This window comes from Ruegeria sp. HKCCD7181, from assembly GCF_057221055.1.
The window spans coordinates 154,785-167,210 of record NZ_JBWVBC010000006.1 but is presented as its reverse complement, the minus strand read 5'-3'; the positions used below and the strand labels follow the sequence as shown (position 1 = coordinate 167,210).

General features: G+C 56.9%; 11 protein-coding genes and 3 tRNA genes. 9 read left to right on the top strand and 5 right to left on the bottom strand.

From position 1 onward, the window contains the following. The first annotated feature begins 148 nt into the window (after window positions 1–148). Both AC2TCY_RS13745 and AC2TCY_RS13740 read left to right on the top strand, forming a co-directional pair. Window positions 149–418, top strand: coding sequence for an usg protein (locus AC2TCY_RS13745; RefSeq protein WP_480848096.1), 270 nt, complete (start codon window positions 149–151; stop codon window positions 416–418). Between the two features lie 104 nt (window positions 419–522). Beyond that, window positions 523–1,221, top strand: coding sequence for a lipid-binding SYLF domain-containing protein (locus AC2TCY_RS13740; RefSeq protein WP_480848094.1), 699 nt, complete (start codon window positions 523–525; stop codon window positions 1,219–1,221). 4 nt (window positions 1,222–1,225) lie between these two features. On the opposite strand, the gene AC2TCY_RS13735 is transcribed toward AC2TCY_RS13740, so the two are convergent. After that, window positions 1,226–2,179, bottom strand: a complete 954-nt coding sequence (locus AC2TCY_RS13735) for a radical SAM protein (RefSeq protein ID WP_480848092.1) — start codon at window positions 2,177–2,179, stop codon at window positions 1,226–1,228. 162 nt (window positions 2,180–2,341) lie between these two features. On the opposite strand from AC2TCY_RS13735, the gene zwf reads away from it, so the two are divergent. The 4 genes from zwf to AC2TCY_RS13715 all read left to right on the top strand — a co-directional run bounded on the left by zwf (window position 2,342) and on the right by AC2TCY_RS13715 (window position 7,889). After that, window positions 2,342–3,796 (top strand): glucose-6-phosphate dehydrogenase, encoded by a 1,455-nt coding sequence (zwf, locus tag AC2TCY_RS13730; protein ID WP_480848090.1) that lies wholly within the window; start codon window positions 2,342–2,344, stop codon window positions 3,794–3,796. Continuing rightward, on the top strand, window positions 3,793–4,464 hold the full coding sequence (pgl, locus tag AC2TCY_RS13725; RefSeq protein WP_480848089.1) for a 6-phosphogluconolactonase: 672 nt from the start codon (window positions 3,793–3,795) through the stop codon (window positions 4,462–4,464). The genes zwf and pgl overlap by 4 nt, the downstream gene beginning before the upstream one ends. Window positions 4,465–4,469: 5 nt before the next feature. Continuing rightward, window positions 4,470–6,083 carry a glucose-6-phosphate isomerase gene (gene pgi, locus AC2TCY_RS13720; RefSeq protein WP_480848087.1) on the top strand — a complete coding sequence of 538 codons (1,614 nt, stop codon included), beginning with the start codon at window positions 4,470–4,472 and terminating at the stop codon, window positions 6,081–6,083. Between the two features lie 186 nt (window positions 6,084–6,269). Beyond that, the gene (locus AC2TCY_RS13715) at window positions 6,270–7,889 is read left to right on the top strand and encodes a long-chain-fatty-acid--CoA ligase (protein WP_480848085.1); all 1,620 of its coding nucleotides are present in this window, start codon (window positions 6,270–6,272) and stop codon (window positions 7,887–7,889) included. Between the two features lie 18 nt (window positions 7,890–7,907). Here the strand turns inward: AC2TCY_RS13715 and AC2TCY_RS13710 are convergent. The 3 genes from AC2TCY_RS13710 to AC2TCY_RS13700 form a co-directional block, all read right to left on the bottom strand. Further along, window positions 7,908–7,982, bottom strand: a tRNA-Asn gene (locus tag AC2TCY_RS13710). 130 nt (window positions 7,983–8,112) lie between these two features. Next, window positions 8,113–8,187 (bottom strand) — tRNA-Asn (locus tag AC2TCY_RS13705). A 77-nt stretch (window positions 8,188–8,264) separates the two neighbouring features. Continuing rightward, window positions 8,265–9,179, bottom strand: a complete 915-nt coding sequence (locus AC2TCY_RS13700; protein WP_480848083.1) for an MBL fold metallo-hydrolase — start codon at window positions 9,177–9,179, stop codon at window positions 8,265–8,267. Window positions 9,180–9,223: 44 nt separating this feature from the next. Here AC2TCY_RS13700 and AC2TCY_RS13695 point away from each other — a divergent pair, with 44 nt between their 5' ends. Beyond that, window positions 9,224–10,543, top strand: coding sequence for an ATP-binding protein (locus tag AC2TCY_RS13695; RefSeq protein ID WP_480848081.1), 1,320 nt, complete (start codon window positions 9,224–9,226; stop codon window positions 10,541–10,543). A 3-nt stretch (window positions 10,544–10,546) separates the two neighbouring features. On the opposite strand, the gene AC2TCY_RS13690 is transcribed toward AC2TCY_RS13695, so the two are convergent. Next, window positions 10,547–10,623: transfer RNA gene (locus tag AC2TCY_RS13690), tRNA-Ile, on the bottom strand. Between the two features lie 107 nt (window positions 10,624–10,730). Between AC2TCY_RS13690 and purM the strand changes: the two genes are divergently transcribed. Beyond that, window positions 10,731–11,777 carry a phosphoribosylformylglycinamidine cyclo-ligase gene (gene purM, locus AC2TCY_RS13685; protein WP_480848079.1) on the top strand — a complete coding sequence of 349 codons (1,047 nt, stop codon included), beginning with the start codon at window positions 10,731–10,733 and terminating at the stop codon, window positions 11,775–11,777. Then, entirely contained in the window at window positions 11,774–12,370 is a 597-nt protein-coding gene (purN, locus tag AC2TCY_RS13680) for a phosphoribosylglycinamide formyltransferase (RefSeq protein ID WP_480848077.1), read from the top strand. Before purM ends, purN begins: the two co-directional genes overlap by 4 nt. Window positions 12,371–12,426: the final 56 nt, after the last annotated feature.

Genomic DNA, 12,426 nt, shown 5'->3' with positions numbered 1-12,426 from the left:
TCTTATCAGACCCGGCACATAAGGTGCAAGCAAGCAACGATTTTGCATGCGAAAAACCCGGTAACACCAGAGTAACATATTGTTAACTAAGGGTTAGGAGGTTTTCGTGTTACCCTAAAGAGACCTTGCAATAAATTTGGAGGTCTGCATGGAGCAAAGCGAAACGGAATTAATGCTCAAGGGGTACGGGCTGACGACGGCAGAGTTTTTCTATCGCATGCCCGATTATATTCACGTTCTGAATACGTTCATCTGGCAGGAATACGACCTGGCGCCCGATCATCCAAAGCTGTTCGATTTCATCGACTTCTGGCAGCGAGAGATCGAAGGCCCTTTGCATTCCGTCCGGTTCACGCACCGCAAGATGATCGCGCCCGGAGAATGGCGCAACATGGTTGGTGAGTTTCGGATCAATTGACGCTGGAATAGGGTTTCGGATCAGTAGCTGTCGGATTGCGTTTATATTTTGGACGCATCGGGTAAGGTATCGACCGAGTCGCCGGCCGCATTCGGAGCCACAATATGACAAGAGTTCTGTTTTTCATTACCGCCGCTTGTCTGGCGTGCGGAGGGGCTGCTGCTGACGGCGTTCTGGGAAAGATCAAGAAAGGCGCCGAGAATACGGCAAATGCGATCGGGCGTGGAGCGGAGAGCGTTGGCAACACCATAGACAAGGGCGCAAACGCGGTCGATGAAACCATCAATTCAACGGCAAACCTTGTGTCCAACGAAGCTACACCTGAAGAAACACGCGCCAAGCTCGACCTTATGGCAGATGATGTATTGACGCAGCTATTGGCTGAAAACCCCGAGGCGCGGTCTCTTTACGACGTCAGCGCGGGTTACGCGGTGTTCGATTCTCGTAAAATAACTGTATTTCCTGTTTCGGCGGGTTATGGGCGCGGTGTTGCAGTGTCAAAAGAAACGGACCACCACACCTACATGAATATGGGTACAGGCGGGGTCGGAGCGGCCATAGGTATAGGCGGGTTTGAAACCAAGTTCGTAATTCTGTTCGAAACACCGGAGGTGTTGGAAAAGTTCATAACCTATGGGTATGACGCCACAGCGGAATCCGGGGCTATGTACGGCGATGACAGCAGCAATGAAACCGTTCGGTTCACCGATGGTCGGTCATTCTTTGTGTTGGGTAAGAAGGGCTGGCGGGTTTCGGCTGGGGCGTCTGGCACGAAATACTGGAAATCTCCGGAATTGAACTGAAGGTTCAACTTGAACAGCTTGCCCCGCCAAGAACGCAAAACTTGGCACAATGCGGGTGGTTCAGGTGCACGTCTGCCTCGGCTTCCGCCAATGTTGTACCCATTTCGAATTCAGCCGCGTAAGGCAGTAGGGTGCAAGCCAGAACGACAGGGCTTGCAGCGCCATTGCGTTTGACCACCATGCGCGAGTTGGCGCACATGACCTCGCTTGGGGATTTGTTCAGTATGTCCCAGCAAGCGGTTGTAATTTCAGGGACATCAACCGTTTCGTCCATCTCCGGAAACAGGACTGTTTGAGCAGGATTCCGGGCGTCGATGTCAAAACCATGTTCGGCGAAGAATTCCGCATAGCCCTTCCGGTTTTCTGCATCGGTGTCCCCCCAGACCGTTCGCCCGGCCACCGTCATTCTGAACCCATTGTCGCGCAACCATTTCATGCCGGTCAGAGTTCTCTCGAAACTGCCTGTGCCGCGCTCTTTATCATGTAATTCGGGCTTATAATGATCTACGGAAACACGTAGCGTCAGTGCGCCGGGATGACTGCGTTCGAGCTCCAGCAACCCTTCACGCATCTTCCGGCGCATCATTGGCAGCATGGCGTTAGTCAAAATCAGCACATCATAGTCGCGTTCCAGCGCCGCACGGGCCATGCCGATCATTTCGGGGTTCATGAAAGGTTCGCCGCCGGTGAAACCGATTTCGCGGATCGGCCAATTCCGGGCATCGATCTGATCCAGGTAGGCCCGGACTTCGTCTGCAGTGATATACACCAGCGCATCATTGGTCGGGCTGCTGGCGATATAGCAATTCGAACATTCGATATTGCACAAGGTTCCAGTGTTGAACCACAACGTTTCAGGCTGTTTCAACGAGACCGAAGCACGGGTCTGACCATCTGCTGTCACCAATTTGTTCTGAAACTTGCCGATATTGGCGATGTGAGGGACGTTGTCTTTCATTCCGCATCCGGTTCTTTGCAAATTAATAGTTGATCTAGTTCGATCCGGACTATCGGAAAAGGTGCTGAAGACAGAACTGACAGAGTTTTGATGGAAGCAAAAAAGGAAAATATGGTGGCGCTAACATTGGACATGGCTCGAACGGCAAGGTAAGGAAAACCCATGGTTTCTCGCGTCATACCTGTAGACCCTTTTGATCTGGTCATATTCGGTGGAACCGGCGATCTGGCACAACGCAAGATCCTGCCGGCACTGTTTCGTCGCTATTGTGCAGGCCAGTGGCCCAAAGACACCCAGATCATAGCTGCTGCACGTAGTGATTTGGATCGTGCCGCTTTCCAGGCGCTGGTCTCTGATTCGTTGCGCCAACACGCGCCAAACCGTTCGAAGGACGCGGAAAAGCTGAACGGGTTTCTGAACCGCGTCGATTATGTCCGGTTGGACGCGCTTTCCGAGGATGGTTGGGCCGCGTTGGCGGACAAGTTGCATCAGGACCGCGTACGGGCGTTCTATTTCTCAGTCGGTCCTCGGCTGTTCGGGCCTCTGGCCGAGCGGATCAATGAGAATGGCCTGGCCAATGCACAAACCCGTGTTGTGGTGGAAAAACCATTCGGCCATGACCTCGAAAGCGCACGCGATCTCAATGCCACGCTGGCGGCACATTTTTCCGAAGGTCAAATCTATCGCATCGATCACTATCTGGGTAAAGAAACCGTTCAGAACCTAATGGCGGTGCGGTTTGGGAACATGATGTTCGAGCCGCTTTGGAACAGCCAGTATGTGGATCATATTCAGATCACCGTGGCTGAAACCGTCGGCATCGCCGGGCGCGAGGAATATTACGAGCGGGCAGGCGCCATGCGGGATATGGTACAGAACCACCTGATGCAACTTTTGTGCCTGATCGCAATGGAGCCGCCGGCCAAGTTCGATCCTAACGCGGTACGGGATGAAAAACTGAAAGTGATCCGCGCGTTGGATCCGGTCGAGCCGCATCACATCGTGCGCGGCCAGTTTTCGGCGGGGCCCGAGGGGCTGGGTTATCGTGACGTTGTGGGCAATCCTCGCTCGACCACCGAAAGCTATGTCGCGCTGCGCGCCCATGTCAGCAACTGGCGGTGGGCAGGTACACCTTTTTACTTGCGTACGGGCAAACGGTTGGTGGCGCGATCGTCGGTCATTAATGTACAGTTCAAGGACGCGCCACACTCGATATTCGGGGAAGAAGCAGGACGGCACGCGAATGCACTGTCGATCCGTCTGCAACCGAATGAAGGCATCACGCTGAAGGTGACGATCAAGGAACCCGGGCAGGGCGGGATGCGTCTGGTCGACGTGCCGCTGGACATGAGCTTTGCCGAGGCGTTGGGCCCGGAAAACCAGGACCCGCCTGATGCCTATGAAAGGCTGGTGATGGATGTGATCCGGGGCAACCAAACGTTGTTCATGCGCGGTGACGAGGTAGAGGCCGCATGGGCCTGGACCGATCCTGTCATTGCCGGATGGCAGGCACGGGGCGATGTGCCCAAACCTTATGAAAGCGGAAGCACCGGTCCGGGCGACGCCGAGCTGCTGATGAAACGCGACGGTCGCCACTGGCAAGGGATCAAGCCATGAAAATACAGGAATATGCCGACCGCGATATGCTGGCAATTGATGTGGCCAATGACTTGGCCGGTGATCTTGAGGCCGCTTTGCTGCATCACGATCTGGTGTCCTTTGCCGTGCCGGGCGGCACTACGCCCGGACCGATTTTTGACGGGCTTTGCGCGGCTGATCTGGAGTGGGATCGTGTTCGGGTTCTGCCCACTGATGAACGCTGTGTTCCAGCCGATGATGAACGCTCGAACGAACGTCTCATCCGTGAGCGTCTGCTGACCAGCCGTGCGTCGGTGGCCGAGTATGTGCCGTTATTTGTGCCGGGGCGGAACCCCGAGGACGCTCTGGCCGAGATTGAAACGCTGATCGCACCTGTGCTGCCGCTTTCCGTTCTGGTTTTGGGCATGGGCGAGGATATGCACACCGCCTCGCTGTTTCCGGGTATGGCCGACTTGGGCGCAGCGTTGGACAGCCACGCGCCGATGCTGGCCGTGGCGCGAACAGATGTTCAGCCCGAGCCGCGTATAACGCTGACGGCACCTGTATTGGACGGGGCGCTGTCCAAGCATCTGATTATCTATGGTGAGGCGAAACGCACCGCGTTGGAACGAGCGATGACAATGCCTCCCGAAGAGGCACCGATCGCCGCTGTGCTCAGCGGCATGACGGTACATTGGGCGGAGTAAGAGGTATGCAACTCGAAACCCTCAAATATCTTGTTGAACAGGGGGCTGGCGACAGCATTCTTAACCTGTTCGAAACAGACCCTGAGCGAGCGCGTGAATTTTCAGCCTCGACCGGTGATATGCTGTTCGACTACTCGAAAACCAAAATCGACAAAGATGTCCGTGCCGAATTGATCCGCCTGTGCGACGCCGCTGATCTGGCCGCGCGTCGTGATGCGATGTTTGGCGGCGAGAAAATCAACGAAACCGAGGGGCGGGCAGTTCTGCATACGGCCTTACGTAACCTGGATGGAGGTCCGGTCGAGGTTGATGGACATGACGTTATGCCAGACGTCCTGGACACGTTGCAACGGATGCGAGTCTTTGCCGAAGAAATCCGAGGCGGCGCGATTCAAGGACCGGGTGGCAGTTTCACAGATGTGGTGAATATCGGGATCGGAGGGTCAGATCTCGGCCCAGTCATGGCGACCCACGCGCTTGCGCCTTATCACGACGGGCCGAGGCTGCACTACGTGTCGAACGTGGACGGCGCGCATATCGCCGATACGCTGCGCGAGCTCGATCCGACACGCACACTGATCATTGTGGCCTCCAAGACTTTTACAACGATCGAAACTATGACCAACGCGCGCACCGCCCGTGCCTGGGTAATGGACGGTGGTGGCGATCCGGCGCGGCAATTTGCTGCCGTTTCCAGCGCTTTGGACAAAACAGCGGCCTTTGACATCCCGGAGGACAGAGTCTTTGGATTCGCTGATTGGGTTGGTGGTCGCTATTCCGTCTGGGGACCAGTGGGATTGCCCGTAATGATCGCTGTTGGCTCAAATGCCTTTGATGCATTTTTGCGGGGCGGGCAGGCGATGGACCTGCACTTCCGATCGGCCGATTGGGTTGAGAATATGCCGGTTATGCTGGCCTTGGTTGGCATCTGGCACCGTCAGGTGTTGAACCACACCAGCCGCGCGGTGCTGCCCTATGACCAACGTCTGCTGCGCTTGCCTGCCTATTTCCAGCAGTTAGAGATGGAATCGAACGGCAAGTCGGTCGCCATGGACGGCAGCGCGCTGACCACGCCCTCGGGACCAGTCGTCTGGGGTGAACCGGGCACCAACGGTCAGCACGCCTTTTATCAGCTGATCCATCAGGGTACTGATGTAATTCCGTGCGAGTTCATGGTGGCCGCCGAGGGGCATGAGCCCGAACTTGCCCATCATCACCGCCTGTTATTGGCCAATTGCCTGGCCCAGTCCGAGGCATTGATGCGCGGCCGTTCACTAGATGAAGCGCGGGACCGTATGACTGCCAAAGGGCTGGAAGGCGACGAGTTGGATCGGCAGGCCCGTCACCGGGTATTCCCAGGCAACCGGCCTTCGACCACGCTGATCTATCCCAAGCTCACGCCGTATGTGCTGGGCCAGATCATCGCCCTTTATGAACATCGGGTTTTCGTTGAAGGGACCCTGTTGGGAATCAACTCGTTTGATCAATGGGGCGTTGAGCTGGGTAAGGAACTGGCTACCTCGCTGGGGCCGATCGTGGAGGGAGATGTCAGCGCGGCGGACAAGGACGGATCGACCGCGGCTTTGGTCGACTATGCGCTGCGGCATCGGCGCTGGTAGGCGGTCTTGACCGCGGTCCGCTGTCGTGACCGACAGCATTCTTTTATTGTCAGACAATTGAAAGATTGGCAGGGTCATTGCCAATCAAAGCCAATGTTTGATCCGTCTGGCTCTGCCGGGACGTAATGCAAACAAGGCAATAAAGCGCGGCCGCTACGGCACGAAGCTGACAATGGGAGGATGTCCATGCTGGGACAGATGATGACGCAGCCGTTGCTGATTTCGTCACTGATTGATCACGCCGAACGTTATCACGGGGAAACTGAGATCATTTCGGTCGAGACCGATGGCTCGGTGACTAAGACCGACTGGGCGGGAATTGCGCAAAATGCACGCAGGCTGGCCTCGGCGTTTAACCGGCTGGGATTACAACCGCAGGATCGCATAGGGACGCTGGCGTGGAACAACCGGCGCCATCTCGAGATTTATTACGCCGTGTCCGGTGCAGGATTCGTCTGCCATACGATCAATCCGCGCCTGTTTCCGGACCAGCTGACCTACATCATCAACCACGCTCAGGACCGGGTGTTGTTCTTTGATGCAACATTTATCCCACTTGTCTCAGCATTGCAGGAACACCTGAGTGAGGTTCAGCACTTTGTGCTGATGGGGCCTCGGGACGACGCCGCATCGGAGCAGGTGGTCGATTTGAAATTCTATGACGAGTTGATCGATGCGGGCAGCGACGATTTTGAATGGCCCGACTTGGACGAAAATACGGCCAGCGGCCTTTGTTATACGTCGGGCACTACAGGACACCCCAAGGGCGTTTTGTATTCCCATCGTTCGACAGTATTGCACAGTTTTGCATCGAACACGCGGGATGTTATTGGGTTTTCGGCGATGGACGTCGTGATGCCGGTTGTACCGATGTTCCACGTTAACGCTTGGGGTTCGCCTTACGCGTGCGCCATGTCCGGGTCACGCATGGTGCTACCGGGGCCGGGTTTGCACGGCGAAGCGCTGGTTGATCTGATCGACAAGCATGGTGTGACGCTGGCAATGGGCGTCCCGACTATCTGGCAGGGCCTTCTGGCTCATGCCCAGCAAAACGGTTCTCAGCTGACTAGCCTGAACCGCACCGTCATAGGCGGTGCTGCTTGCCCGCCGTCAATGATTGAAACCTTCCGGGAAACCTATGGCGTCGATACCGTCCACGCCTGGGGTATGAGCGAAATGAGCCCTCTGGGAACGACCAACTATCCGCTGGCCAAACACCTCGATCTGCCGCTTGAAGAACAACACAGACTACGCGAGAATCAGGGACGTCCTCCTTTTGGCGTGGAATTAAAGATCGTAGATGATGACGGCAACGATCTGCCACATGACGGTGAAACACAGGGCGATCTGATGGTTCGCGGTCCTTGGGTGTTGGACAGCTATTTTCAGCTGCAGGATCAGGATCTTTTGCAAAACGGCTGGTTCGCGACTGGCGACGTGGCGACACTGGACCCTGACGGCTATATGACGATCCGCGACCGGTCTAAGGACATCATCAAATCCGGCGGTGAATGGATCAGTTCCGTCGAACTGGAAAACATCGCCGTCGCACACCCGAAACTGGCCACTGCTGCGGTTGTTGGAGTGCCTCATCCGAAGTGGGACGAGCGCCCGTTGCTCGTGGCGGTTAAGTCCGAGGGTGAAGATCCGACAGAGCAAGAGCTATTGGACTTTTTTGACGGTAAAATTCCTAAGTGGCAGGTGCCCGACAAGGTTGTTTTCGTAGATGCACTGCCGCTTAATGCGACGGGTAAAATCCTGAAACGCAATCTGCGCGCGGACTTCAACGATGCCCTGTCGGGCTGAGTGTCGATGATTGGAGAATGGCTCCGGCGGTAGGGATCGAACCTACGACCAATTGATTAACAGTCAACTGCTCTACCGCTGAGCTACGCCGGAACGGTTCGCGCCGTATAGCAATCAGATTTCCTGGCGTCCAGAGGGGTCAAAGGGTTTTTTCGACGAAAAACTGGACCGGACTTCGGATCACACGTCAGTGCAGTTTGAAACGCGCAGATGTAAGGAAAATTGGCTCCGGCGGTAGGGATCGAACCTACGACCAATTGATTAACAGTCAACTGCTCTACCGCTGAGCTACGCCGGAACTGAGGGCGCGTATAACAACACCGATTTTCGCCGTCCAGAGGGGATGCGCATAACGATGAAAAAAATTTCTGCGGGTCAGCTGAGCCGCCGGAATTGTGCTGCTACAGACAGGTCTTGAAGCGGTTCAACGCGGAATTTTCCCGTCAGGTCCACAAGATGCGCAAATACATTTCGTTCGGCGGCTGGCAGCAATGCGTCAGAGGTATCGACATATATCCGGCGGGCCAATTCTTGCACTGTTGCAGGGCCGTCCTCCAGTGCAGTCAGGATTTGGCATTCACGCCCAAGACGATGTTCGATCAGCCAATCCAGCCGGGCCGCAGGTTCAGTAACGGGGGCTCCGTGGCCCGGATGAAACACGGACCATTGGCGCGCGCGCAAGCGGTGGCACGCGTCCATGAAATCGGTCAGGTCACCGTCCGGCGGCGAGACCAGCGAGCTGGCCCAGCCCATTACATGATCGGCGGTAAAACACGCTTCGCCCCAGGCAAGCGCGATGTGATTGCCCAGATGACCCGGCGTGTGGATTACCTCAAGCTCCCAGTCCTCACCTCGGATGATCTGACCATCCAGCACCTCCTGATCTGGGCGAAAGCCTGAATCGATGCCTTCGCCGCCTCCAGCCAACCCTTGTTTCGCCAGCTGCGTCATGACGGCGCTACGACCGGCTTCTGGCTCGCCAAAGGCCAGAATCGGCGCGCCGGTGCGCGCGGATAAAGGGGCGGCGAGGGGCGAGTGGTCCAGATGGGAGTGAGTCACCAGAATGTGGCTGACCCGCTGATCGGGCTGCAACGCGTTTAGAATCGCGTCGAGGTGTGCTTCGATCATCGGGCCGGGATCGATCACCGCGATGTCTCGGGTGCCCAGCAAATAAGTGTTTGTGCCGCGATAAGTCATCGGCGACGGATTTGGTGCAAGAATCCGTCGGAGGCCGGGTGAAAGCTCTTCGGCCACGCCGGGTGCTGGGTTGAAACTGTCAGGGGCTTGCATTGTGACCTCTTCCTCTTACCCAGGTGGCCCGCTAGGTTTAGCGCATGTCGTCGCAATTGCTCAAACCCTATATGCCCCGCAGCCTGTATGCCCGTGCTGCCTTGATTCTCGTGCTGCCGGTCATTGTCGTGTTGTTGGTGGTGTCCATCGCCTTTCTGCAGAAACACCTTGAAGAGGTGACGCAGCAAATGACGCGTTCTGCTGCACGGGAAGTTGATCTGATCATGGAGGGGATGCAGGGCGCCGAGATACAGCAAGAGGCGCTGGCTGCCGTAAGAACCGAATTGACGGCCCTGGGAATGACGGCGCGATTCCTGAACCCGGACGAAGAAGCCGAAGCCGGATCACGCCGGTGGCATGATTTCATAGCGCCGCAAGTTGCTGAAAACCTGCACACAAGGATACCAGAGGCTGTCGCGATAGCCTTGCCGAGCGGCAAAGAGGCGCGCGTTTATCTCAAGACAGACCTTGGGACACTTGAGTTGGCATTCGACCGGAGGCGGTTGTCTCCGGCCGCTCCTCACCAGTTGCTTGTCACTATGGTTTTCTTTGCCGTTGTGATGACCACGATTTCCTTTCTTTACATGCGTAACCAATTGCGGCCGATCACTCGCCTTGCCGACGCGGCGCAAGCCTTCGGTCGCGGTAGGGTCGTGCCTTACACGCCGAACGGTGCGATCGAGGTGCGCGCGGCGGGAAACGCATTTCTGGACATGCGGTCTCGAATTGAGCGTCAGATCGAACAACGAACACGGATGCTGTCCGGCGTTAGCCATGATCTGCGTACGCCGCTTACCCGGTTGAAACTGGGACTGTCGCTTATTCCTGAAGAAGAAGCAGGCCCAATGCTCAAAGATGTGGACGAGATGCAGTCCCTTCTGGATGCATTTCTGGAGTTCTCCCGTGGCACTGCCGAGGGCGCCCCCGAGAAAGTGGAGCCCGAATTGTGGCTGCGAGAGATCGTGAAGGACGCGCAGCGTGCCGGTTACGATGTGGAACTCATATCGGTCGAAGGGGAAGGCCCCGCCATGATGCGCCCGACCGCGATGCGGCGCGCAGTGGAGAACCTGATCGGGAATGCAGTGCGTTATGGTTCTCGCGCTGAGATGAGTCTGACGCTCACGCCAAAATCCCTGCGCATTCGGGTTGAAGATGATGGACCCGGAATTCCATTGGAACAGCGCACCGAGGCCGTAAGACCATTCACCCGGCTTGATCCGGCCCGAAACCAGAATCAGGGCAGCGGTGTCGGTTTGGGCCTGGCCATCGTTGCGGACATAGCACGCGCCCACGGAGGCACGTTGCGGTTGGGCAAAAGCAAAAACCTGGGCGGATTATGTGCGGATATAGTGATCGGACGGTGAAAATGGTAGGCCCGGAGGGACTCGAACCCCCAACCAAAGCGTTATGAGCGCTCTGCTCTAACCAATTGAGCTACAGGCCCGCCTGAGCGCCTTGGGTATCACGATCTGTGCCCGCGTCAAGCCTGACCGTTGCAACATGTTGCACAATCGAATAACCCGCCCGCAAAGCACTCATGAGGGATTGGCCATGACAGCGGGCAAGAACGGAATCACCTATGCCGATGCCGGTGTGGATATTGACGCAGGCAACGCGCTGGTTGACCGGATCAAGCCGGCGGCGAAGCGCACCAATCGCTCGGGTGTGATGAGTGGGCTAGGCGGGTTCGGCGCGTTGTTCGATCTCAAAGCCGCCGGTTACGAAGACCCGATTCTCGTGGGGGCAACCGATGGCGTGGGCACTAAACTAAGGATCGCTATCGATACCGGTTTGGTGGACGGCGTCGGAATCGACTTGGTGGCGATGTGCGTCAACGATTTGATCTGTCAGGGTGCCGAGCCGCTGTTCTTTCTGGATTACTTCGCCACCGGCAAGCTGGACACGGATACGGCCGCACGGATCATCGAAGGCATCGCCGAAGGGTGTGCACAATCAGGTTGCGCTTTGATCGGTGGTGAAACGGCCGAAATGCCGGGCATGTATCCTGATGGAGATTTCGATTTGGCCGGATTCTCGGTCGGTGCGATGGAGCGGGGCGCTGTTCTTCCCGACGGAGTTCAGGCCGGTGATGTTCTGCTGGGGCTGGCCTCGAACGGGGTGCATTCCAACGGCTACTCGCTGGTGCGCAAACTGGTTGAGATATCGGGGCTGGGTTGGGACTCTGAATCTCCCTTTGGCAGCGGGACGCTGGGCGAAGCACTGCTGACGCCGACGCGGCTCTATGTCAAACCTGCATTGGCGGCGATACGGGCAGGGGGCGTTCATGCGCTGGCCCATATCACCGGTGGTGGCCTGACAGAAAACCTGCCGCGTGTCTTGCCCGAAGGAATGGGTGCCGAAATCGATCTGAACTCCTGGAACCTGACGCCTGTCTTTGGCTGGATGGCAGAAGTCGGCGGGATTGCCGAGGCCGAGATGCTCAAGACCTTCAACTGCGGTATCGGCATGATTGTTGTCTGCTCTGCAGATCAAGCCGACACGCTGACCGGGTTGCTGACCGAGGCTGGCGAGACGGTCTCACGGATTGGTACTGTCACGGAAACACCGGGCGTCGCGTACTCGGGCACCCTGTTGTGAGCCATAAGCGCGTCGCGATCCTGCTGTCTGGCGGGGGGTCGAACATGGTGTCGCTGGTCGACAGCATGGTGAACGATCACCCAGCCCGACCCTGTCTGGTTTTGTCCAATGACCCAAGTGCGGGTGGGATTCAGAAGGCAGCAGATCGCGGTATTCCTACAGCTGTGGTCGATCACCGTCCTTTTAAAGGCGACCGTTCAGCATTCGAGTCAGAACTGGTGAAACCTTTGCTAGAGGCACAACCTGACATAATCTGCCTTGCCGGGTTCATGCGGGTACTGACCGGGGAGTTCGTATCGCAGTTTCAGGGGCGAATGCTGAACATCCACCCGTCACTCTTGCCGAAGTACAAGGGCCTGAATACCCACGCACGGGCGATCGAGGCTGGGGACACAGAACATGGCTGTACCGTACACGAGGTAACCGCGGCCCTGGATGACGGTCCGATATTGGGTCAAGCCCGTGTCGAGGTCGAGGCGGCAGATACCTCAGATACCTTGGCCGCACGGGTTCTGACTTGGGAGCACAAGCTGTATCCAGCTGTTTTGCGGCGCTATGCCAAAGGTGACAAATCCCCGGTTCTGCTACCCTGATTTGCCTTCGGTGATTTACACGCCCCCGGAAATCGGCCTATGGTCGCCCCTAACGC